Here is a 22,509-nt window from a genome sequence, read left to right as displayed (position 1 = left end):
GGTCAGGGCGCGGGCCAGTTCCGCAGCAGGGCGTCGAGGGCGTCCAGGGTCCGGGTCCAGGTCTCCTGGGTGTCGGGGGCGCTGTGGCTGAACCCGCCGCCCATCTCCAGCGACACGTAGCCGTGGAAGACGCTCCCCAGCAGCCGCACCGCGTGGGTCTGGTCCGGTTCGGTCAGGTCGTAGCCGCGCAGGATCGCCCGGGTCATCTGGGCGTGCCGGACGCCGGCGCTGGCGGCCGCCGTCGCGGGGTCGAGCCTGAGCTGGGCCGCGGTGTAGCGGCCGGGGTGCTCGTGGGCGTAGTCGCGGTAGACGTTGGCCAGGGCGGTCAGCGCGTCCTTGCCGGCCCGGCCGGCCAGCGCGTCGGCCGCCCGGTCGGCGAGCTCCTCCAGGGCGAGCAGCGCGATCCTGGTCCTGAGGTCCTGGGAGTTCCTCAGGTGCGAGTACAGGCTCGCGACCTTGACGTCGAACCGCCGGGCCAGCGCCGAGACGGTCACCTGCTCGAAGCCGACCTCGTCGGCCAGCTCGGCCCCCGCCAGGGTGAGGCGCTCCGTGGTCAGTCCTGCGCGTGCCATGACCTTCCTCCCTTTCGACATAATCGACTGTACTTTTGCCTAATACTTTTAGGCAAATGGGGAGGCTTCGTGGTCCTGGGACGGTCGCGTGCCGCCGTAGCGCAGACTGGGGTTGATCACCCGACCGAGCTGAGGATGGATCCCATGGCCGACCGGCCCCTGACGCTGATGGCAGTGCACGCCCACCCGGACGACGAGGCCACCGGAACGGGGGGTGTCCTGGCGCGTTACGCGGCGGAGGGCATCCGCACGGTGCTCGTCACCTGTACCGACGGCGGCTGCGGTGACGGCCCGGGAGGCGTCAAGCCGGGTGAGCCCGGCCACGATCCGGCCGCCATCGCCGCGATGCGCCGCACCGAACTCGAGGCGAGCTGCGAGGTCCTGGGCGTCAGCCACCTCGAACTGCTGGACTACGCCGACTCCGGGATGATGGGCTGGGCGGCCAACGACGCGCCCGGGTCGTTCTGGAGCACGCCGGTGGACGAGGCGGCCGCCAGGCTGGCCGACCTGATGCGGCGTTACCAGCCGGACGTGGTGGTGACCTACGACGAGAACGGCTTCTACGGCCACCCCGACCACATCCAGGCGAACCGGATCACCACGGCGGCGCTGGCGCTGGCCGGGACGGCGTCGAAGGTCTACTGGACCACGGCGCCGCGCTCGATGATGCAGGAGTTCGGCAAGGTCATGCGCGAGTTCGGCGCGGACTGGGAGGAGCCGGACCCGGCCGAGGCCGCCGCGCTGGCCGAGATCGGGCTCCCCGACGAGGAGATCAGCACCTGGGTGGACGCCTCCGAGTTCGGCGGCCAGAAGTTCGACGCGCTGCTCGCGCACGCCAGCCAGAGCGAGAACATCTTCTTCCTGCGGATGGGCAAGGAGCGGTTCACCCAGCTGATGGGGGTGGAGACGTTCGTCCGGGTCCACGACACCACCGGCGCGGGCCTGCCCGAGAACGACCTCTTCGCCGGCCTGCGCTGACCGGACTGCGCTGACCGGCCCGCGCCGGGACGCCTGCGCCGGACGCCCGCGCCGGGACGACGGCGGCGGCGGCCCTTCCCCGAGATGCCGGGGAAGGGCCCCCGCCCACGGGGGAGCTCCAGGAGTCAGGGGCTCCTAGTACTTCGGGGAGCACCAGGAGGCGGCACCCGTGGTCTCGTCGTTCACGCAGCTCATGACCGTGTAGCCCGGGCCGTCGTAGGTGACCGGCGACCAGATGCTCGTCGAGCCCGCCACGGCCCCGCTCCAGGACGTCTGGGCGGTGCCGTTCTTGAACTGGACCTGCGAGAAGAGACAGTAGTCGCCGTTGCTCGACCAGGCGTGTCCCTGCTGGTAGTTGTGGTGGTCGGCGCTGTTCAGCAGCAGGTCCTGGGACAGGCCGCAGCCGCCGCTGGAGCCGCTCCAGGACTGCTGCAGCGAGTACGAGGAACTGCTGGCGGACGCCGCGGGGATCCCGAGGGCCAGTCCGGCGAACAGGGTCGCGGTGAACGCGACGGCACTTGCCTTGCGCATGTTTCTCCTCTTGGCAGGGGTCCGTGACGAAGCAGGACCCGGGTCTTCTGAGGTCCTGCGGCTGTACCGCCGTACCGCCGACCCCCCTGGCGATCACTGTGGCGCGACGCCATCTCAGCGGCGTAACACCGGCGTAACACCGGCCTATGATCGCGACAGCGCCTTCGGGGGGAAGGCGCTTGATCGACGGGGGCATTCGGTGCGTTTTGCTCTACTGGGGCCCGTGGCCGTCACCACGGAGTGCGGGACCGTCGAGCTGGGCGCCGGGATACCGTGCACGATCCTGGCCATCCTGCTGGTCAAGGCCAACAGCGTGATGTCGCTCGATCAGTTGGCGTCCTCCGTCTGGGGGGACACGCAGCCGACGGCGGTCGTGGCCTCGCTGCGCAACCACATCGCCCGGTTGCGCCGGCAGCTCGGGCCGCAGGCCGGTGCCCGGATCCGGACGGTGGCGCCCGGCTACCTGATCGAGGTCCACGAGGGCGAGTTGGACGAGCACGTCTTCGTCACCGAGTGCCGACGAGGTCGCCAGGCGCTGGACGCGGGCTGGTGGGCCGAGGCGTCCGACATCCTGACCGGCGCCCTCGCGCTCTGGCGCGGCGAGCCCTTCGCGGCCGTGTCCCGCAACTGCACCACAGGGACGGCGTTGCGGAGTCTGGAGGAGACCAGGCTGCTGGCCTGGCAGGGCCGCAACGAGGCCGAGCTCCAGCTGGGGCGCCACCAGGAGCTCATCGCCTCGGTCCGCTCCCAGATCGACGCGCATCCCCTCCAGGAGGTGTTCCACGCACAGTTGATGCTGGCCCTCTACCGGGCGGGCCGGCAGGCGGAGGCACTCGAGGTCTTCCACGATCTGCGGGGCCCTCTCGCTCTTCCGGGCCCTCGGATCGCGCAGCGGGGAGGCCCACGCGCTGCACGAGTGGGGGCCGGCGCACCACACGAGCGGGCGGACGGCGGCCGCGATCGACGTCTGGGAGCAGGCGCGGACCCTCTTCCGGGACCTCGCCGACCAGCAGGGCGAAGCCGACGTGGCCAGGAGCCTGGAGGAACTGGGCGGGTGATCCCGCGCTCATCCGATCGCAGGCCCTCGCTGCCGGTCGCCGGCTGCGGTGGCCGGGGCATCAGGGCGCAGGTGCCCAGGTGGACGAGTCATCGGTGCGGATGACGGGCGGCAGGTCGTCGGGCTCGGTGCCGCGTCCGTAGAGGCCGATCGCGTGCGGGCCGAGGTCGGCGACGGCCGCCCAGGCGTCGCGGACCCGGCGGACCTCGAAGGTGGTCCGGCTGCCGTCCACGGTCAGGGCGAGGGTCGGCTGGTGCGCGCCCAGGGGCAGGTGGGCGGCGGCGGTGGCGCGGAAGTCCTGCTCGGGCCGGGCGCCGTCGCCGTCGCGCGGGAACGCCAGGTGCAGGGCGCCCGCGAGGCTGTCGACGCGGGCGTGCGCGAGGGCCTCGGCCGGGCCGTGCTCGCCGTGCCGGCCGCCCGCCAGGCCCTGCCAGGTGGAGACGACGACGGTCGCGCCGCCGCGCAGGCGGTGCCCCAGGCCCGCGAACCAGAGCGGCCGGTCGGCACCGCCCTTGACGGTTCCCCACGCCTCGACCCAGCGCTCCTCGACCCAGCGCTCCTCGACCCAGCGCTCCGCGGCGGTCCCGTCCGGCAGGCCGTAGAGGGGGAACTCCGGTCGCTCGTCCGGCAGTCGCGGTTGCCGCCCGGGTCCCCGCAGGTCGGCCAGGTGGCGGATCGCGTAACCGCGGTCCACGTCGTCCAGGTAGCTGGAGAGGATCATGGCCCGCAGCTCCCAGGCCCCTTCGGCGAGGTACTCCGGCGCGAGCGTGGCCAGCGCGTGGGCGCCGTCGACGTTGTCCCACGCCTCGACGTAGCCGCGGTACTCGGTGACCACGCACCGCAGGCCGGCCGCGGCGCCCGGCACGTGCTCCCCGCCGAGTCCGGCGCGCAGGCGGGCCGCCGCGATGCGCCGGGCGGCCCCGAGGTGGTAGTTGGTCGTGAAGACGAGGCTGATCCGCTGGACGGCCTCCTCGACGTACGGCGGTCCCAGGGCGATCAACCGCCGTGCACCCTCGAGGATCGCCTCGGGATCGGTGCGCCACGGCGTGTCCAGGAGCCGGCGCGCCTCGTGGACGTCCGCGTCGTCCTCCCCTTTGCCGATCACCGGGCCCCCTCCCGTCCGCGCGCTCGCCCGGCCCGCGGTTCCGCCGACCCTACCCGGCGCGGGCGCGCCACAAACGCGGTGGCCGGCGATGCGGTGACCCCGGAACGGTGAACGCCCGTACCCGGCCCAGGGCCTGGTACGGGCGCCGGTTCAGCACCGGGTACCGCCTACGGCACTCAGCGCTCCGCGGGCAGGTCGTAGACGTGGTCCGGGGTGACGACGGAGGTGACCGCCTTGGCGATGAGGGTGCTCGGCTCCTCGCCGGCGTGGATGATGTCGGTGTTGAGCAGGATCACCATCGTGGCGTCCTGCTCGGGCAGGTACATCGTCACGCTCTCGTAGCCGGGCAGCGAGCCGTTGTGGCCGACCCAGCCGTGGGTGGTGAACAGGCCCAGGCCGTACCCCGCGTCCTCGAAGCCGGGCACGGGGATGAACTTCTCCCGCTGCGCCTGGGTGGCCGCGGAGAGCAGGGTGCCGGTGGCGAGGTCCTTGGCCCAGTGGTGCAGGTCGTGCAGGTCGGAGATCATCGCACCGGCCGCCCAGCCCCAACTCGGGTTCCAGTCGGTCGTGTCGGCGACCGCGCCCGACAGCGTCTGCTCGGTGTAGCCGTGCGCGTGCGGCTCGGGGAACTCGGCGCCGTGCGGGAGGAACGTGTGGTGCATCTCGGAGGGGCCGGTGACGCGCTGGTGGATGAAGTCGGCCAGCGGCATCCTGGCGAGCTTCTCCACCAGCAGGCCGAGCAGGATGTAGTTGGTGTTGGAGTACTGGAAGTCCGCGCCCGGGGCGAAGACGTTGTCGTGGCGGAAGGCGTACGCCAGCAGCTCCTGCGGAGTGAACGAACGGGTCGGGTCGCTGAGCAGGGCGTGCACGAAGTCCGGGTCGGCGGTGTACGAGAAGAGGCCGCTGCGCATCTCCGCCAGCTGGCGGATGGTGATGTGCTCGCCGTCGGGCACGCCGTGGAGGTAGTGGGAGATCGGGTCGTCCAGTCCGACCAGCCCCTCGTCGACCAGCTCCAGGACGGCGGTGGCGGTGAAGGTCTTGGTCTCGCTGCCGATCCGCGAGTAGAAGTCGGGCCGCATCGGCGCGCCGGTCGTCTTGTCGGCCACCCCGGTCGAGCGCACGTAACTGCCCCGGCCGGGGAACCACAGGCCGACGGTGACGCCGGGGATCCCGGCGTCCTGGCGGGTGTGCTCGATCGCCTCGTCCAGGCGGGCCACCAGCGCGGGATCCAGGCCGTGCGGCGGGCAGTCCTCCGCGTGGGGGTCGAAGCCGGAGGCGGCGTACGGGTCGGCGCCGGAGGTGGCGGCGGCCGGCGGGGCGGCCTGGGCCGGGGGCGCGGCCAGCGCGAGGGGGGCCAGTGTGGAGAGGGCGAGCAGGGCGGTGGCGAGTCGACGGGCGGGGGCACGGCGCATGACGGGTCGTCTCTTCCGTTGGGTGGGGGATCTTGCCCCGCCAGATCATCACCCGCTCCGGCCGCGGGCCCCGAGCCCCGGGGCGCCGCCCGGCGAGTCCACCCGTACGGTCCTGGCCGCCCGCTCGGCGCCCCGGTGCGGCCCCCGTCCACAGCCGCTGATCGTTTGTGAAATGCAGCAGCGTGCGGGTCCCGGCGGTGGCATCATCGGGCGACGTGACCGCCTCCATATCCACCTGCAACTGCCCCAACTGTGGTGCGGCGTTCGACGCCGACCCCCGGTTCAGCCAGTGGTGCCCGGCCTGCGAGTGGAACCTGGGCAGCGAGCCGCCGGGGACGCCGCGGGCGCTGCGCCGGCGGGCCCGGGAGCGGGCCCGGGCGGAGCGCAGCCACGCGCGGATGGCCGCCCGCAGCACGGCGGGCGGACGGTGGGGTGCCGAGTGGGTGGCCTCGCAGGTCCTGGCCTCGCTGGTGCACCTGTGGACGCTGGCGGTGGTGGCCGGGTCGGTGTGGCTGCTGCTGAGCGGCAGCGTCTTCTTCGCCTTCCTGGGGCTGGTCGGCCTGGGACTGGCCTTCCTGCTGCGCCCGAAGCTGGGCACGCGCGGGGAGGATCCGGCGCTGGTCGCACCCGAGGCGGCCCCGCAGCTGTACGCGCTGGCCGCACGGATCGCCGGCGAGCTGGGCGTCCGTCCGCCGGCCCGGATCCGGGTGCAGTCCGGCTACCGCACCGACTACACCCGGCTGGGCGTGCGTCAGGAGGTCGAGCTGACGGTGGGCATGGCGCTGTGGACGGTGCTCAGTGAGCCGGAGCGGATCGCCCTGCTGGGGCGGGAGCTGGGCCGCGGCCGCAACCGCGACCCGCGGCGCGGCCTGTGGCTGCGGCTCGCCCTGGACACCCTGGACGCCTGGTACCGCCTGCTGATGCCGGACGGCGGCGACGAGTTGATGCTCACCCGGATCGAGCGACCGGGCCAGTACGACATGCTGCCCACCAGCGGGGTGGTACGGCAGATCTACGCCAACGCCCAGAAGGCGCTGATCGAGGAGGTGGCCTCCAGGCTGCTGCGGACCTGCGCGCTGCCCGTGCGGCTGGTCCGGCGGGCCCTGCACCGGCTGGTCCTGTCGGGCAGTCAGGAGGCGGAGTACCGGGCGGACGACCTGGGCGCCCGCGCCGGCTCGTCGCGGGCGGTCACGGCGATGCTCGACATGCTCTTCCTGGAGGAGAGCGCCACGGCCTACCTGTGCCAGCAGCGGGCGCTGGTCGGCCACGGCGGGGTGGCCCGCCCGGACGACCTGGCGCAGGCGCTGTGGAACGGCCTGGCCGGCTACCTGGACTCCGTCCCGGACATCGAGCGCGAACGCCGCCGGCGCCTGGCCGCCCGGCAGGGCACGGCCGTGGACGCCTGGCACCCGCCGACCCACCTGCGGGTGCGGCTGCAGGCCGGGCGCCCCGAGCAGCCGGCGGCGGTCCCCGCCGAGTCGGTGGACTGGCCGGCGATCCACGCCGAGCTGGAGGACGCCCGCTGGCGGACGGCGATCCTGGTGCTGGGCATCTGAGGCCCGGCTCGGCGGCGGTCGTCAGGGCCTGTCGTCGCCGGCGGGCGCGGTCCCGGCGACCGGCTTGGGGGCCCGGCGGTACTCGGCAGCCGGCGTGCCGGGGGCGGACCAGAGGTCGGCCGGGACGACGCCCAGCGACCGGCCGTGCGGATCGAGCAGGTGGCCCAGCAGCTTGTCCTGGCGGAGCATGACCGCCCGGTCGACGATGTCCAGGCTCGGGTGCCTGGTCGCCAGGTGCGTCTCGAAGCGCAGCACGTCGGACAGCGAGTGCAGGCTCGCCTCCAGGATGAGGTTGTACGGTCCGCTGACGGCGGCGCAGTTGCGCGTCTGCGGGTACCGGACGAGGGCGTGGCCGACCTCGGGGAGGTCCGCGGGCGGTACCCGCGCCCAGAAGGTGACCGCGACCGGCCACCCGCCCAGCGGCCGGGCGAAGTCGCAGCGGAAGGTGATCAGCCCGAGCCGCACGAGCCGGTCGATGCGGCGCTTCACGGTGGCGGCGCTGGTGTCCAGGGCGGTGGCCACCGCCTGGTAGGAGGCCCGGCCGTCGACCGCCAGCCGCACCAGGACCGAGCGGTCGAACGCGCTGATCTCCAGGGGCCCGCGGCGGACGCCCGACTCGTCGGCGGGCTCGGCCAGTCGGGCCCGCTGACCGGGATCGAGCGCGGCGATGCGCCAGCTGCCGCCCTCGGTGAACATGTGCGTCACGATCCGGGTGCGCACGGCGGTCACGCCCTCGATCGCGGGGAGGTGATCGAGGGTGAAGCGGGACATGGCGAGCAGGTCGCGGGTGGACACCGTCACCAGGAGGTCGTGGCTGCCGGCCGGGCGTTCGATGGTGACCGCGTGGGCGTGGCCGCTCAACTCCCGCACCACGGAGGTGGCACGACCGACGGCGCACTCGACCTCCACGAAGGCCACGCAGACGTGCTCGAAGAGCAGCGGGCCGGGCGAGCCCAGGATCCACGCCTCCCCGCGGCCCGCCAGCCGGCTCCACCGGCGGGCGACGGTCACCGGGTCCACCCCGAGCGCGCGCCCCAGCACCGTCCAGGACGCGCGCGGGCGCAGTTGCAGGGCGTGGACCAGCGCCAGGTCCTCCTCGCTCAACAAGGCGGCGTCATCCTGCACCGGAGTGCCCCTTCCTGCGGGATTCCTGCGTTCGGGTCAGGAACTGCGGCCAGCATCCCACCGTGGTGGTCACGGAGATCCGGCGCCCCGGGGTCCGGAGTTCGAGGAGGAGAGCACGCCATGAGCCAGGCACCGGGTTCCCACGGGTCCCACCGTCCCTACGGGTCCTACCAGGACGAGATCTACGGAGCCGGACTACGTGGGGTGGTGCCGACGTTGCCGATGACCCACGAGGGCTGGGAGGCCGGCGCGCAGGCCGCGCTGCCCCCGTCGGTGTGGTCCTACGTGGCGGGCGGCGCCGGGAACGAGCACACCCAGCGGGCCAACGTCGCCGCCTTCGAGGACTGGGGACTGGTGCCGAGGATGTTCGTCGGGGCCGCGCAGCGCGACCTGTCGGTCGAACTGTTCGGGATGCGCCTGGCGACGCCGCTGTTCATGGCCCCGGTCGGCGTCATCGGTCTCTGCGCCCAGGACGGGCACGGCGACCTCGCCACCGCACGGGCCGCCGCCCGCACCGGGGTTCCGATGATCGCCTCGACCCTGTCCGTCGACCCCCTGGAGGCGGTCGCCGCGCAGTTCGAGGGGACCCCGGGCTTCTTCCAGCTCTACACCCCCACCGACCGGGAGTTGGCCCGGAGCCTGGTCCGGCGCGCCGAGAGCGCGGGGTTCAGGGCCATCGTGGTCACCCTGGACACCTGGGTCACCGGCTGGCGCCCCCGGGACCTGGCGACCGCCAACTTCCCGCAGCTGCGCGGCCACTGCCTGGCCAACTACACCAGTGACCCGGTCTTCCGGGCCCAGCTGGAACGGGCCCCGGAGCAGGACCCGGTCGCGGCCGTCCTGCGCTGGAAGGAGGTCTTCGGCAAGGCGCTGACCTGGGACGACCTGCCCTGGTTGCGGTCGCTCACCTCGCTGCCGCTGATCGTCAAGGGCATCTGCCACCCCGAGGACGCGCGCCGCGCCAAGGACGGCGGGGTGGACGGCATCTACTGCTCCAACCACGGCGGCCGGCAGGCCAACGGCGGCCTGCCCGCCCTCGACGCGCTGCCCGCCGTCGTGGAGGCGGCCGGCGACCTGCCCGTCCTCTTCGACTCCGGCATCCGCAGCGGGACCGACGCGGTCAAGGCCCTCGCGCTGGGGGCCGCCGCCGTGGGCGTCGGCCGCCCGTACGCCTACGGGCTCGCCCTGGGCGGCACCGAGGGCGTCACGCACGTGCTGCGCTCGATCCTGGCCGAGCTCGACCTGACCATGGCGGTCGACGGCTACCCGGACCTCGCCGCCCTCACCCCGGACGCCCTGCGCCGGATCCGCTAGCGCCGGTCCGGATGGCCCCGGGGACGACCGCGCGGGCGCGGGCGTCCCCGGCGGTCACGACCGGCGGGCTGCCGCCCGCTTCGCGCCGATCCACGGGCCCAGTCGCATCGTCGGCCCGGTGCCCCACAGGCCGAGCAGGGTCACGGCGACCCCGGCCACGCAGTCCAGCAGGTAGTGGTTGGCCGTACCCATCACCACGACGGCGATGATCACCGGGTAGAGCAGGCCCAGGAGCCGCACCACGCGGCGGCGGCTGAGACGGAAGATCAGCAGCCCGCACCAGAGCGCCCAGCCCACGTGCAGGCTCGGCATCGCCGCGTAGTCGTTGGTCACCGCGGCGAGCCCCGTCGGCACCCCGCCCCCGCCGCTCCACCACCCGATCGAGGCGTGCTGCGCCAGGACGTCGACGAACCCCGACGAGGCGTCGAGCAGGCGTGGGGGCGCGGTCGGGAACGCCACGAACCCCACCAGTCCCAGAGCCGTCGTCAGCAGCAGCCAGTTGCGGCCGTGGACGTAGTGCTCACGGCGGTGGCGCCACAACCAGAACAGCACCACCGCCGTGATGCCGTAGTGCAGGGTGGCGTAGAGGTAGTCGGCGGGTACGCCCAGCCAGGAGTGGTCGGCGAAGGCGCCGTTGAGCCAGTGCTCCGGGCTCAGTCCGAGCGCGTGCTCGGCGGTGAGCAGGTCCCGTCCGTGCTGCTCCGCCTGCAGCCGGTTGCCGCTGACGAGCAGCCGGCTCCCGTCGTAGGCCGCGGAGACCAGCAACAGCAGTTCCCACTGTCCGCGGCGCCACCACCGCCGCCGCTTCGGCGCGGCCTCGGCCAGGGGCTCGAGCGCGGGGGAGAGGGCCTCGTCGGGGGGCGTGTCGGTCCCGCGGGCGAGGTAGGCGTAGTCGTTCTTCAGTGTCACCGCCTCCCCGAGCGCGTCTGCTCCCAGGCGGCCCGGGGCTTCCCGTCCTGATGAACCGTCAAGGATTCGTGCCGGCCGCACCGAATCTCCATGCTCCCCCCTTACCTACTGACCGCGCCCGCTTGCTCGTGTCTCTCACAGGTGAGTCGATCTTAGCTCGCGCGACCCAGGAGTAACCCAGGAGTAACCCGGGCCGGAGGCGGGCGCGGAGGCCCGGCCGGGAGGCGGTCGGCCGTTCACCGGATGACCGCCCGGCCGGCCGGGTGCTCCCCAGGAGTCAGCGTGCCGCCGGCGGTGTCGGGCCGAAGGGGGCGGCGAGGCTGGTCAGGACGGAGCCGGGCCAGTGGCTCTGCCCGAACACGGTGGCCGGGAGGGCGAGGACGCCGTACTCGCGCTGGAGCGTCCGGGCCGGGAGGTCGACCGGGAAGAAGTAGTTGCCGGGGCAGGTCCGGCTCGCCGCCGCAATCGCCGCGAGCACGTCCTGCGGCAGCCGTTCGAACAACCGCTCGGCCCGGGTGGCCAGTTCGGTGACGACCTGCCCGGGAACGTCACCGTCCTGGGTCAGCAGACGCTCGGCGAGTGCGAGTTGATCCGGTGTCGGCGGATCCGCCCGGAAGGCCTCGGCCAGTTCGGTCTGCTCCGCACCCAGCAGGACCACGCCGAAGGTGCGGGGCCAGAGCCAGCCCTTGGTGACCGAGTGCAGCAGGACCGCCCGACCGGTGTCCAGCAGTCGCCGCGTGCCGGCGGCGAACGGGGCTCCCAGGTCGTAGACGCCGTCGATCAGCAGGCGGCGGTGCGGTGACTCCCGCAGCCACGAGATCACCGCGTCGCACTCGGCGTCGGTCAGGTACCGGCCGAGCGGCTTGCTGGGGTTGACGAGCAGCAGGTACTCGGGCCGGTCGTCCGTCGGCGGTGTCGGCGGCAGGGCCGGCGCCGGCAGCGTCGGGTAGGACCCGGGCGTCAGGCCCGCAGCGCGCGCCAGCTCGAAGTAGACCGGGTACACGTCGCCGGGCAGCCACAGCCGCCCCCGCACGGAGTGCAGCCAGTGGAACACCACCTCGAGCCCGTGCCGGACCCCCCGACAGACCATGGCCCGGCGCGACCACTCCTGCGGCAGCTCGAACCGCCGCAGCCAGGCGCGGGCGAGGTCGCACCGGTACACCGTCCTCACGTCGGCCGGCGGCTCCGGTCGCAGCGCGGCGAGCGCCCGGTAGACGTTGGTCTCGGCGGCGTCCAGGAGCGCCGGGCAGGCGCCCAGTTGCCGCTGCCGGAACGTCTGGAACTCCTCGAACCTCATGCCGTCGCACCTTGGGCCGGGAGCTCGCTGGCCCGGTCCTCCAGGGAGGCGTAGCAGCGCCCGTCGGCCAGGACGTTCCAGCTGCGGGCGATGCCGCGGGTGCGTTCCCAGAGCAGGCTGGGTTCGGTGTAGGCGGCGATCCGCATCGGCCGGCCGTCCCAACTGCCGTGGTAGACCGGCGCGCCCCAGGGCAGCCGGCTCGCCACCTCGAAGCCGTGCTGCTCGGCGAACCGGGTGACCACGGAGAGCGAGACCTGGTGGTCCCGGCTCCAGAGGTTGGCGGCGCGCTCGAAGTAGAGCGACTCGGTGCTGGTGGAGACGTAGAGCTCCTTGAAGCAGACCTCCTCGACGCCGAGGGCCGCGGCCCAGGAGAGGTAGTCGGCGACGCCGGTCGCGTCGGCCACCCCGCCGTGCTGGAGCACGCAGATCAGCCGCATCCGCAGCCCCGGCCAGCGGTCGCGTTCCGCGCGCCAGGTGTCGACCACGGAGCCCACCGGCGTGCGCAGCATCATCAGCCGCTCGCTGACGGCGTCGTCCTGGTGGTGGCGCGAGACCGCCAGCACGCTCAGGCCCGCGCCGCTCAGGGCCGCCAATCGGTCGGCCCGGTCGGCGTGCCGCCCCTTCGCCAGGGTGTGCGCGTTGGTGATCAGGACGACCTTCGGGAAGGCCGCCGCGCAGGCGGACACCAGCCGCAGCTGCTGGTCGAACGGTATGAGCGTGGGCTCCCCGCCGCCGGTGATCACCGCACGCTCGGCCCCCGCGGCCTTGGCGCGCTCCAGCCAGTGGGCGACCGCGTCCCACGGGACCCGGGCCGGCGCCTGGTCACTGGAGATCGACGCCGCCGAGAAGCAGAACGAGCACCGGGCCTGGCAGGCGGAGGCGACCGGCAGGACCGAGACCGAGCGCGGTCGCACGTCGGCGTAGCCACGCCGCGCCGACGCGTGCAGGTGCAGGGAGGCCGCCATCGCGTCCTCGACGGTGGTCGGGCGCAGCGTGAACGCCTCGCCCGCCCGGTCGAGCTCGTGGACGGCTGACAGCCGGATGCGGTCCTCGCGCAGTTCCAGGCCGAGGCCGGTCGCCGCGTTGGGCACCAAGGCGTCGGGATCCACCGTGGTCTCCAGCACCAGCAGCCGGTCGCCCGGCACGGCCAGCCGGTCCAGCAGGCGCTGCGCCTTGCCGACGCCGACACCCAACTCCGCCCGGGTCAGCAGGTGGAACCGGTCGGGGTAGGTGCTCTCCGGAATCCCCGCCTTGCCATAGGCGAACGCGTACTTGTCGAAGCCCCTGGCGAAGTTCGACAGCACGATGACGTGGAAGCGCTGGTCGCTACGGTTCATCCCGTCATCATGCATGAACGGACCTCACCCCTGATCATGGTTTTTCCCGGAACGGCCGACGCCCCGTGCGGGCCGTGATGGTGTGACGGAGCGGACCGGATGGGTAGGCCCGGAACCAGGCGGCCCGGGCCGGGGCCGCCCGTGATCGTGGGGGGTACGCGATGGCACCGATCGTGCTGGTACACGGAATCTTCAACCACGTTCCCGGGGCGGCGCCGGAGCGGGCCGCGGAACGCCAGGTGGCGAACTGCCGGCCGCGGCTGATCGACAACCTGGCGCGGCTGGCCGTCGAGGCGCCGGAGACGGTGATGGCCTACTACGCGGACCTGCTCCGCCCGGACCTGCCCGAACACGCTCAGGGGGCGGGCGACGACGCGGACTTCGACTCCCTCGACGCGCCGGGCCGCGCGCAGGCGGCCGAGTGGCTGGCCGCGGCCGGGGCCGTGGCCCCCGCCGATCCGCAGAACGTCGCCCTGCAGCCCCTGCGGCAGATGCTCGGGTGGCTCCTCGACGAACGAGGCTCCCGCCTCACCCGGGCGGTGCGGGAGCGGACGATCCGCTCTCTGGAGCGCACGATCGTGACGAGCCTGCGCGAGGTCGAGGCCTACACCACCTGGCCGCACCGGCGGGACCTGGTGCGTGAGCGGGTGGCCGGGGTGATCCGCCGGCAGGCGCCGGCGGTGGTGATCGCGCACTCGCTGGGCTCCTACGTCACCTACGAGACGTTGCACGCCCATCCGGACCTGGAGGTGGAGCTGCTGGTGACGCTCGGCTCGCCGCTGCGGGTGCCGTCCCTGGCGCGCCGCCTGGACCCGGCGCTGCGGGCCGGGCGCGGCGCCAAGCCCGCCGGGGTGGGCCGGTGGGTGAACATCGCCGACGTGGGCGACCTGGTGGCCGTGCCGCCGAAACTCGGCGAGGTGTTCCCCGTCGACGCGGACGAGACCTGCGACACCGGGATCGGCTTCCACGGACTCGGCGGATATCTCGCCAACGGCCTGCTCGCGGCCGCCGTCACCCCGTACATTTCCTGACGGCCCATCAACCACACGCGTGTTCGCGCCGGGCCGGTCCCGATCCACGCCCGCCCGCGCCGGTCGAAGCCGCGTCGGCGTCCGGCGGTCGGGGCGCCGGTGGGTCCGGGCACCCGCCGGTGGGTGGGACCCGACGGGGGAGGTCTGCATTGGTCCGGGCACTGGTGGCGGGAGTGGGAGAGTCCTTCCCGCGGCCGAATGTGAGCGAGGAGGGCCAGGCCGACGGCGTCACCGCGTTCGCCCCGCTGCCGGCCGTCGCACAGGCGGCCCGGGAGCTGGCCTCCGCGCTGGCCCGGGCCGGGGTGGCCACCGGCGGGAACCCGCTCCTGGAGTGCGACCGCGACGTCTTCATGAGCCGGTGGCGAGACCTGCGGCGCAACGCCGCGCCGGGGGAGCCGCTGATCGTGCACTACGCCGGTCACGGCACCCGAGCCGCCTCCGGTGGCCTGTTCCTGGCCGCCGCCGGTGCCACCGGCACCGACGAGCTGCTGGTCGACACCTGTGTGAGCTTCGGTCAGCTCCTGGAGGCGGCCGCGGTCAGCGGCCGGCCGGTCCTGTTCCTCCTCGACGTGTGCGAGGCCGGACAGGCCGTCATCCAGCAGCAGTTGGCCGAGATCGCCGCCCGCCGTCCGCAGGAGGCGGAGCAGGGCGTGTGGATCATCGGGGCCTGCGCGAGCGACACGGCCACCTACGGCGCCCGCTTCACCACCGCCACCACCGAGATCCTGCACCGCCTCACCGACGGCGACCTCGACCTCAGCTCCGGCGAGGAGTTCGTTCCCATCGCCACCCTCGCCCAGGAGATCAACCGCCACCTCGCCCGCGCCGATGCCGCCTGCGGACGTCCCCGCCAGAGGGTCGTCCACACCCCCCAGATCCACGCCGACACCCAGTCACCGCCGTTCTTCCGCAACCCCGCCCACCGCCTCCAGGCGGGACTGCCGTCCGGCCTGGACCCGTCGCTGCGCGAGCTCGCCCTCGCCTGCTCCCCGGGACTGGACCCGTTGCACTTCGCGGGCCGGGCCGCCGGGAATCCCACGGCGACCGACATCCTCTTCTCCGGCCGCACCTCCCACCTCCAGCGGATCCAGGACTGGACCCACCGCACCGGCACCGAGCAGAGCCGGTTGCTGGCCGTCACCGGCGGTCCGGGGAGCGGCAAGTCCGCGCTCCTCGGTGTCACCGCCTGCCTCCTGCACCCCGAACTCGAGGACACCCGCCAGGCCCAGAACGTCGCCCGCGCCGTCGAGCACTTCGACCCCCGCCGGTCCGACACGGTCCTCGCCGTCCACGCCCGCCAGCTCACCGTCCAGCAGATCACTGACTCCCTGCGCCACCAGCTCCGCCGACAGCGCGCCACCACCCACTCCGGTCCGGCCCCCGCACCACCCGCGGGCGAGCCGGACGGGGCGGACACGGCAGCGCTCGTCGCCGAACTGCGGCAGGCGCTCGACGTGCTCCTGGTCGTGGACGCCCTCGACGAGGCCACCGACCCCGCCGCCGTCCTCAACGAACTCCTGCTGCCCCTGACCGACACCCGCGGCACCGACGGGACCGGCTGCCGGATCATCCTCGGTACCCGGCCCTGGTGGGACACCCTGCCCACCTTGCGCCACCACCTGGACCGGTACCCCGCGGCCGAACTCGACCTGGACCCGTCGACCGCCGACGACCGCCGCACCCTCGCCGACGACCTCGACACCTACCTGCGCAAGCTCCTCCTGCCCCGCAGTCGCTTTCCGCGCACCCAGGTCCGCCACATCGCCGAACGCCTCGCCCAGTACAGCGACCACGGCGCCTTCCTCGTCGCCGCCCTCTACGCCGACCACCTGCGCACCACCCCCGCACGGGCCCCGGCCGGGCCGCCCTGCACCGTCACCGAGGTCTTCGACCTCCACGTCGACGGCCTCGCCGCCACGGAGCCGTGGATCCGCCCCGTCCTGGAGGTCCTGGGCCGGGCCCGCGGCCAGGGCATGCCCCTCGACCTCGTCCACCACGCCGCCCTCGCCCACCGGCCCCCCGATCCCGGCCACCCCGCCCCCCAACTCCGGGACACCCGCCGCGTCCTCACCAAGGCCGCGTTCTACCTGCGGACGTCACCGGACAGCGACCATCGCCTCCTCTACCGCTACTTCCACCAATCGCTGACCGAGCACATCCGGGACCAGAGCGACCCGGCCGCCATCCACCGGGCGCTGATCGGTGCGGCCCCCCACACACCGGACGGCGCACCGGACTGGGAACAGGCCCAGCCCTACCTGCTGCGCCACGCCGCCGACCACGCACGCGAGGCGGACGACGGAGCCCTCGACCACCTGCTGGAGGACCCGCGCTTCCTCGTCCACGCCGAGCCCGACACCCTCACCCCGCACCTGCTCTTCGCAGGGTCCGACAAGGCGGTCCTGCACGCCCGCGTGTACCGGACCACCGCGGCGCACGACCCCGAGCGCCTCCGCAGCCGCGTACGCCGCGACTTCCTCGCCCTGGACGCCGCCAGCTGGCAGGCGCCCGAACTCGCCCGCGCCCTGAGCAGGACGTCCCTGGAGGGGCAGCCCGCCGCGGTCCTCCCCCTGTGGGCCACCCACCGGATCTCCCACCCCACGCTCCTGCACACCCTCACCGACGACACGGGCGAGGCGCGGTACGTCGTCACCGCGACCTTCTCCGACGGCACCCCGATCGCCGTCACCCTCAGCGACCGCACGGCGGTCGTCTGGGACCTCGCCACCGGTGCCCGACTGCACACCCTCGCCGGTCACAGCGCCTGGGTGGACGCGGTCGCCACCGCCGTCCTGCCCGAGGGCACCCCGATCGCGGTCACCTGCGGCGCCGACGCCACCGCCGTCGTCTGGGACCTGGTGACCGGCGCCGCGCTGCACAGCCTCACCGGCCACACCGGTACCGCGCGGTCCGTCACCACCGGCGTCCTGTTCGACGGCACCCCGATCGCCGTCACCCTCAGCGACCGCATCGCGGTGGTCTGGGACCTCGCCACCGGTGCCCGACTGCACACTCTCGCCGGTCACAGCGCCTGGGTGGACGCGGTCGCCACCGCCGTCCTGCCCGAGGGCACCCCGATCGCGGTCACCTGCGGCGCCGACGCCACCGTCATCGTCTGGGACCTGGTGACCGGCGCCGCGCTGCACAGCCTCACCGACTGCCGGGTCCGGATGAACGCCGTCGCCACCGCCGTCCTGCCCGACGGCACCGCCGTCGCCGTCGCCACGAGCGACGACCTCACCGGCACCGACGTCACCGCCGCGGTCTGGGACCTGACGACCGGCAGCCGGCTGCACACCCTGGCCGGCCACGCCCGCCGCCTGAACGGTGTCATCACCGCGGTGCTGCCCGACGGCACCGCCGTCGCCGTCACCCTCGGCGACCGTACGGCCGTGGTCTGGGACCTGACGACCGGTACCGAGCTCCACACCCTCGCCGGGCACACCGACAGCGTGTACGCCGCCGCCACGACGATCCTCGCGGACGGCCTCCCGATCGTCCTCACCAGCAGCGCGGACGCCACCGCCATGGCCTGGGACCTGACCACCGGCAACCACCTGCAGACCCTCACCGGCCACACGGGCCACATCCAGCACGTCGCCGTCGCCGTCGTGCCCAACGGCGCGCCCCTGGCCGTGACCAGCGACACCGGCACCGCCATCGTCTGGAACCTCTCCGCCCTGCTCCACCCGCTGAGCGGCCACTCCGCCGATGTCCTCTCCGTGACCGCCGGGGCACTGCGCGACGGCACATCGGTCGCCGTCACCGCCGGCGCCGACCGCACCGTCGTCGTCCGGGACCTGACGACCGGGAGCAGGCTGCACACAATCACCGGCCCCGCGGAGAGCGTGAGTGCCGTCGCCACCGCGAACCTGCCGGACGGCACTCCCCTCGCCATCACCCTCACACGCCACGCGGCCATCGTCTGGAATCTCACCACGGGCACCCGGCTGCACACCCTCACCGGGAACACCCGCCGGAAGTTCGCCGTCGCCACCGGCCGCCTTCCCGACGGCACCGCGATCATCCTCACCGCCGGGAACGAGGGTGCCTCCGTGTGGGACCTGACCACCGGCACCCGCCTGCACACCCTGGAGGGCCACAGCCTCTGGGCGGAAGCCGTCGCCGTCACCGCCCTGCCCGACGGCACCCCCCTCGCCGTCACCGCCGGATACGAGGAGGCCGTCGTGTGGAACCTCGCCACCGGCACGCGCCTGTACGGCCTGACCGGCCACGGCACCTGGGTCGAGGTCGTCGCCACCGCGGCCCTGCCCGACGGCACGCCGCTCGCCGTCACCATCGGGAACGGCGAAGCCCTCATCTGGGACCTGAGTGCCGGCACCCGCCGCCACTCGCTCACCGGCCTCACCACCTGGCCCGAGGACGTCGCCACCGCGGCCCTGCCCGACGGCACCCCGCTCGCCGTCATCGTCAGCGAGGGACCCACCGCCGACGTCTGGGACCTGACCACCGGAGCCCGCAGGCACACCCTCAGGGGGCACGCCGAGCGCGTGAACGCCGTCACCGCCACGAGCCTTTGCGACGGCACCCCCCTCGCCGTCACCACCGGTGCCGACCGTGCGGTCCTCGTCTGGGACCTGACCACCGGAGCCGAGGTGGCACGCTTCCACCTGCCCCACCCCGGCACGAGCGCCTGGGCGACGCCGTCCGGATGCCTCCTCGGCTACGGGTGCGAAACCGCCTACCTCAGCTGGGACGGCGTGTGGCCCCCCGGGGCCCACGGGTAGCGCAGCGGGCGCGATGGGCCGGGGCCGGCCCGTGCCATGGGCACCGGCTCTGACGAGTGATCACGCCCGTCCCTGTCCGGCGTAGCAACGCGCGCGGTCCGGCCGCCGGGCAGGCACGCTGTCGTTCGTACGCACTGTGGTTCGTGGGCACTGGGGTTCGGCTCCGTCAGCCGGACGGTCGGCTGAGGAGCGGATGACGCATGGGACGGCAGAGGATCCGACGTGGTGGTGGGCTTGCGTCCGCCCCGGCGGGTGGCAGGGCCGGATGGACGGCGGTGGGGCGCGGCCCGCGGGTGGGGGGGTGCGGGAGCCCGTCGCGTGCTCAGGGGGTCCGCGGCCGTGCTGGCGTGCTGGTCGGTCCTGCTGGCCGGCGCACCGGCGAGCGGGGCCGCGGCGGCCGCCGCGGGCGCGCGACCGGCGGGATCGCCGCGGTTCGAGCCGGGCCCGTGCCCCAGGACCGCGCAGCCGGTGCCGGCGCTGGCCAACGCGGCGTGCGGGACCCTGGTGGTCCGTGAGAACCGCACCCGACCTGACGGTCCGACCATCAGACTGGCGGTGGCGATCATCCCGGCGGTGTCCTCGACGCCGGCCCCGGATCCCGTCGTCCACCTCACCGGCGGCCCCGGCAGCGACGCGATCGACGACGCGCAGTTCCTGGTCGACGCCGGGCTGAACCAGGACCGCGACCTGATCATCATGGCGCAGCGCGGGACGCTCCACGCGCAGCCGAACCTCGCCTGCCCGGAGGTGGACCGGTTCTCCGCCCGCGCGGTGGGCCTGCGCTACGACGCGGTGTCCACGAAGCGACTGCTGGTCGGCGCGATGGGTGAGTGCCGCCGACGCCTGGCGGCCGGCGGGATCGACCTGAGCGCCTACAACACCTCGCAGAACGCCGCCGACTTCGCCGACCTGCGCACGGCGCTGGGGATCGAGCGGTGGAACGTCTACGGGTACTCCTACGGCACCGACCTGGCGCTCACCTACCTGCGCGAGCATCCCGAGGGGATCCGCACGGTGACGATCGATTCGGTCGTGCCCCCGCAGATCGTGAGCCTCCCGTGGACCTGGAGCAGCGCGGGGGAGGGGATCAACGCGATCCTCGGAGCCTGCCGCGACCAGCCGGCCTGCGACCGCCGGTACCCGGACCTCGCCCGCACCCTGACGGAGCAGGTGCGCCGGTTGGAAGCCGATCCGCTGACCGTGCGCGCGGCACCGCCGGGCGGCGGGAAGGCGGTGAAGGTCGTCCTCGACGGCGGTGCGCTGGTGAACCTGCTGGTCGGCAACGCGGTCCCCTCGGCCGACGTGCCCGCCGCGATCGACGAGCTCGCCCACGGCGATCCGCACCGCTTCGCCGCCGCCCGCGCGGCCGGCTCGACCCCCGTCGTGGGCGACTTCGCCTACGGCCTGACGGAGAGCGTGGCGTGCGGCGAGTGGGTGCCGGGGACGTCGGCCGCCGACCTGCTGGAGGCGGGACGCCGGGCCTTCCCGGGATATCCGGACCCGGTCCTCGCCCAGGCGCCGCAACTTCCCTACCAGAGCGCCGTCTGCGAGACGTGGGACGTCCCGGACCGCACGGCCTCCCAGCGCGTGGCGACCCGCAGCACGGTGCCCACCCTGGTCATCTCCGGCACGTTCGACGCCAAGACGGGGGCGCGCTGGGGACGGTTCGCGGCCCGGACGCTGCCCAACGCGACCACGGTGCTCGTTCCCGGGATCGGCCACTGGGTGATCCCGCAGTCGAGCTGCACGCAGCGCGTCCTCGCCTCCTTCCTCGCCGACCCGGCCGCCGTCGACACCGAGTGCGTCGCCGGGCTCAGGCCGAAGCCGTTCACGATCACCCCCTGACCAGGAGAAGCGCCATGTCCACATCGTCAGTTCCCCCACGTCGCACGGCCGCGGGGTTACCGGTTCGGCTCGGCTGCGTCGCAGCGGGCGGCCTGGCCCTCGTCGGCCTGCTCGGCGCACCGGCCCACGCGCGGCCGCTCGCGCGGGCGGCTTCGTTCGGGACGCTCGCTTCGGCCAGGACGGTCGCGCCGCTCGGGACGGTCACTCGGACGACCGGATCGGGGGCCCGCTTCGTGCCGGGACCCTGCCCCCGGACGCCGGACCCGGTCCCCGCGCTGAAGGACGCGCAGTGCGGGACCCTCACCGTGCCCGAGAACCGGAGCGAGAGCCGGAGCGAGCACCGCGCCGAGTCCGACCGGCGGACCATCACCCTCGCGGTCGCCATCGTCCCGGCGCTCTCGCCCGACCCGGCACCCGACCCGATCGTCTGGTTCGCCGGCGGTCCCGGCGACGACGCGATCGGGGAGGCGCAGCTGGCCGTCGACGGCGGCCTCAACCGCGACCGCGACGTGATCTTCATGTCCCAGCGCGGGACCTACACGGCCGATCCGGCGCTCACCTGCCCGGTCATCGATCGCTTCACCGCGCGCGCCGTCGGCCTCGTCTACGACGCACCGTCCACCGGGCGCCTGCACGTCAAGGCGACCCGCGCGTGCCGGAACCAGCTGGCGGACCGCGGTGTCGACCTGAGCGCCTACAACGGCACCGAGAGCGCCGCCGACTACGCGGACCTGCGGGTGGCGCTGGGCATCCCCCAGTGGAACGTGTACGGGATCTCGTACGGCACCGACCTCGCCCTCATCTACCTGCGCGAGCACCCGGAAGGGATCCGCTCGGTGGGGATCGACGGGATCCTGCCGCCGTCCCTGGCCGGCCCCGCGATGACCTGGAGCAGCGCGAAGCAGGGCTTCGACAGCCTGTTCAGCACCTGCGCCCAGCAGCCCGCCTGCGCCCAGCGGTACCCGGACCTGGAGAAGACGTTCACCGGCCTGGTGCGCAAGCTGGAGGCGGATCCGGTCACCACCTACGTCACGGTCCCCTCGCGCGACGAGCCGGTCAAGGTCGTGCTGGACGGCGGCACGCTGGTGAACTGGCTGACCTCCGCCACCCACGTGGCCCCGGGCGTGCCCCGCTCCATCGACGAACTGGCCCACGGCAACCCGCAGCGGATCGCCGAGCAGTGGGCCGGGGGGAAGGTCAGCCCGCAGGCGATCGGGCGGATCGCCCACGGGCTCGCGTACGGCGTGTTCTGCAGCGAATGGGTGCCCTACGAGGACCCGTCCGCGGTCCTGCGGGCCGGACGGCGCGCCTTCCCGGCGTACCCGCGGTCGGTGCTCGCGCAGGCGCCGCAGCTGCCCTTCCTGGCGGACGACTGTCAGGCCTGGGACATCCCCAAGGCGCCGGCCTCGGTGCGGGAGGTCACCCGGAGCGAGGTCCCGACGCTCGCCATGTCGGCCGGCTTCGACGCCCAGACCGGGGCGTCCAACGGGGCCTACGTCGCCCGCACGCTGCCCAACGCGACCACCGTCACCGTCCCCTACGTCGCGCACGTCGCCTTCGCCGCGTCACCCTGCGCCCAGTCCATCGTCGTCTCGTTCTTCGACCACCCCCACGCGCCCGACACCGGCTGCCTCGCCGGCCTCCAACCGCCGCAGTTCGAGATCGGCCCGCCGGCCGCGCCGTGAGGTCCGC

General features: G+C 73.8%; 16 protein-coding genes. 8 read left to right on the top strand and 8 right to left on the bottom strand.

Annotated features, from left to right (window positions below; genetic code table 11):
• Window positions 1–2 precede the first annotated feature (2 nt).
• Window positions 3–572 carry a TetR/AcrR family transcriptional regulator gene (locus ABD323_RS09720; RefSeq protein WP_344440859.1) on the bottom strand — a complete coding sequence of 190 codons (570 nt, stop codon included), beginning with the start codon at window positions 570–572 and terminating at the stop codon, window positions 3–5.
• Between the two features lie 144 nt (window positions 573–716).
• Between ABD323_RS09720 and ABD323_RS09715 the strand changes: the two genes are divergently transcribed.
• Entirely contained in the window at window positions 717–1,550 is an 834-nt protein-coding gene (locus ABD323_RS09715) for a PIG-L family deacetylase (protein ID WP_344440858.1), read from the top strand.
• Window positions 1,551–1,685: 135 nt separating this feature from the next.
• Here ABD323_RS09715 and ABD323_RS09710 read toward each other — a convergent pair whose 3' ends face one another.
• A complete protein-coding gene (locus ABD323_RS09710; protein WP_344440857.1) occupies window positions 1,686–2,081 on the bottom strand; it encodes a hypothetical protein in 396 nt (131 codons plus the stop codon).
• A gap of 223 nt (window positions 2,082–2,304) precedes the next feature.
• Between ABD323_RS09710 and ABD323_RS09705 the strand changes: the two genes are divergently transcribed.
• The gene (locus ABD323_RS09705; protein ID WP_344440856.1) at window positions 2,305–3,243 is read left to right on the top strand and encodes an AfsR/SARP family transcriptional regulator; all 939 of its coding nucleotides are present in this window, start codon (window positions 2,305–2,307) and stop codon (window positions 3,241–3,243) included.
• On the opposite strand, the gene ABD323_RS09700 is transcribed toward ABD323_RS09705, so the two are convergent.
• Both ABD323_RS09700 and ABD323_RS09695 read right to left on the bottom strand, forming a co-directional pair.
• Window positions 3,200–4,243 carry a hypothetical protein gene (locus ABD323_RS09700; protein WP_344440855.1) on the bottom strand — a complete coding sequence of 348 codons (1,044 nt, stop codon included), beginning with the start codon at window positions 4,241–4,243 and terminating at the stop codon, window positions 3,200–3,202. The genes ABD323_RS09705 and ABD323_RS09700 overlap by 44 nt on opposite strands.
• A 176-nt stretch (window positions 4,244–4,419) precedes the next feature.
• Entirely contained in the window at window positions 4,420–5,655 is a 1,236-nt protein-coding gene (locus tag ABD323_RS09695) for a serine hydrolase domain-containing protein (protein ID WP_344440854.1), read from the bottom strand.
• 215 nt (window positions 5,656–5,870) lie between these two features.
• Here ABD323_RS09695 and ABD323_RS09690 point away from each other — a divergent pair, with 215 nt between their 5' ends.
• Window positions 5,871–7,211, top strand: coding sequence for a M48 family metallopeptidase (locus ABD323_RS09690; RefSeq protein WP_344440853.1), 1,341 nt, complete (start codon window positions 5,871–5,873; stop codon window positions 7,209–7,211).
• A gap of 21 nt (window positions 7,212–7,232) precedes the next feature.
• Here the strand turns inward: ABD323_RS09690 and ABD323_RS09685 are convergent, their stop codons facing one another.
• Complete coding sequence (locus ABD323_RS09685; protein ID WP_344440852.1) at window positions 7,233–8,336, bottom strand: Lrp/AsnC family transcriptional regulator; 1,104 nt, start codon at window positions 8,334–8,336, stop codon at window positions 7,233–7,235.
• 120 nt (window positions 8,337–8,456) lie between these two features.
• On the opposite strand from ABD323_RS09685, the gene ABD323_RS09680 reads away from it, so the two are divergent.
• Window positions 8,457–9,650 (top strand): alpha-hydroxy-acid oxidizing protein, encoded by a 1,194-nt coding sequence (locus ABD323_RS09680; protein WP_344440851.1) that lies wholly within the window; start codon window positions 8,457–8,459, stop codon window positions 9,648–9,650.
• Window positions 9,651–9,704: 54 nt separating this feature from the next.
• Here the strand turns inward: ABD323_RS09680 and ABD323_RS09675 are convergent, their stop codons facing one another.
• The 3 genes from ABD323_RS09675 to ABD323_RS09665 form a co-directional block, all read right to left on the bottom strand.
• Window positions 9,705–10,559, bottom strand: a complete 855-nt coding sequence (locus tag ABD323_RS09675) for a phosphatase PAP2 family protein (protein ID WP_344440850.1) — start codon at window positions 10,557–10,559, stop codon at window positions 9,705–9,707.
• A gap of 277 nt (window positions 10,560–10,836) precedes the next feature.
• The gene (locus ABD323_RS09670; protein ID WP_344440849.1) at window positions 10,837–11,856 is read right to left on the bottom strand and encodes an aminotransferase class I/II-fold pyridoxal phosphate-dependent enzyme; all 1,020 of its coding nucleotides are present in this window, start codon (window positions 11,854–11,856) and stop codon (window positions 10,837–10,839) included.
• Window positions 11,853–13,193, bottom strand: coding sequence for a radical SAM protein (locus ABD323_RS09665; protein ID WP_344440848.1), 1,341 nt, complete (start codon window positions 13,191–13,193; stop codon window positions 11,853–11,855). The genes ABD323_RS09670 and ABD323_RS09665 overlap by 4 nt, the downstream gene beginning before the upstream one ends.
• A 173-nt stretch (window positions 13,194–13,366) precedes the next feature.
• On the opposite strand from ABD323_RS09665, the gene ABD323_RS09660 reads away from it, so the two are divergent.
• The 4 genes from ABD323_RS09660 (at window position 13,367) to ABD323_RS09645 (ending at window position 22,502) form a co-directional block, all read left to right on the top strand.
• On the top strand, window positions 13,367–14,224 hold the full coding sequence (locus ABD323_RS09660) for a hypothetical protein (protein ID WP_344440847.1): 858 nt from the start codon (window positions 13,367–13,369) through the stop codon (window positions 14,222–14,224).
• Window positions 14,225–14,424: 200 nt separating this feature from the next.
• A complete protein-coding gene (locus ABD323_RS09655; protein WP_344440846.1) occupies window positions 14,425–18,972 on the top strand; it encodes a P-loop domain-containing protein in 4,548 nt (1,515 codons plus the stop codon).
• Window positions 18,973–19,290: 318 nt separating this feature from the next.
• On the top strand, window positions 19,291–20,817 hold the full coding sequence (locus ABD323_RS09650) for an alpha/beta fold hydrolase (protein ID WP_344440845.1): 1,527 nt from the start codon (window positions 19,291–19,293) through the stop codon (window positions 20,815–20,817).
• Window positions 20,818–21,122: 305 nt separating this feature from the next.
• The gene (locus ABD323_RS09645) at window positions 21,123–22,502 is read left to right on the top strand and encodes an alpha/beta fold hydrolase (protein WP_425555930.1); all 1,380 of its coding nucleotides are present in this window, start codon (window positions 21,123–21,125) and stop codon (window positions 22,500–22,502) included.
• The last annotated feature ends 7 nt before the right edge of the window (window positions 22,503–22,509 follow it).

This window comes from Kitasatospora nipponensis, assembly GCF_039528135.1.
Lineage (GTDB): Bacteria > Actinomycetota > Actinomycetes > Streptomycetales > Streptomycetaceae > Kitasatospora > Kitasatospora nipponensis.
The sequence above is the reverse complement of the archived record's forward strand: the minus strand, read 5'-3'. Positions and strand labels throughout refer to the sequence as shown.

What these genes read in the sequence shown, in the direction of transcription:
- ABD323_RS09720 (WP_344440859.1), bottom strand. Translation starts at nt 572, where the DNA reads ATGGCACGCGCAGGACTGACCACGGAGCGCCTCACCCTGGCGGGGGCC.
- ABD323_RS09715 (WP_344440858.1), top strand. Translation starts at nt 717, where the DNA reads ATGGCCGACCGGCCCCTGACGCTGATGGCAGTGCACGCCCACCCGGAC.
- ABD323_RS09710 (WP_344440857.1), bottom strand. Translation starts at nt 2,081, where the DNA reads ATGCGCAAGGCAAGTGCCGTCGCGTTCACCGCGACCCTGTTCGCCGGA.
- ABD323_RS09695 (WP_344440854.1), bottom strand. Translation starts at nt 5,655, where the DNA reads ATGCGCCGTGCCCCCGCCCGTCGACTCGCCACCGCCCTGCTCGCCCTC.
- ABD323_RS09680 (WP_344440851.1), top strand. Translation starts at nt 8,457, where the DNA reads ATGAGCCAGGCACCGGGTTCCCACGGGTCCCACCGTCCCTACGGGTCC.
- ABD323_RS09670 (WP_344440849.1), bottom strand. Translation starts at nt 11,856, where the DNA reads ATGAGGTTCGAGGAGTTCCAGACGTTCCGGCAGCGGCAACTGGGCGCC.
- ABD323_RS09665 (WP_344440848.1), bottom strand. Translation starts at nt 13,193, where the DNA reads ATGAACCGTAGCGACCAGCGCTTCCACGTCATCGTGCTGTCGAACTTC.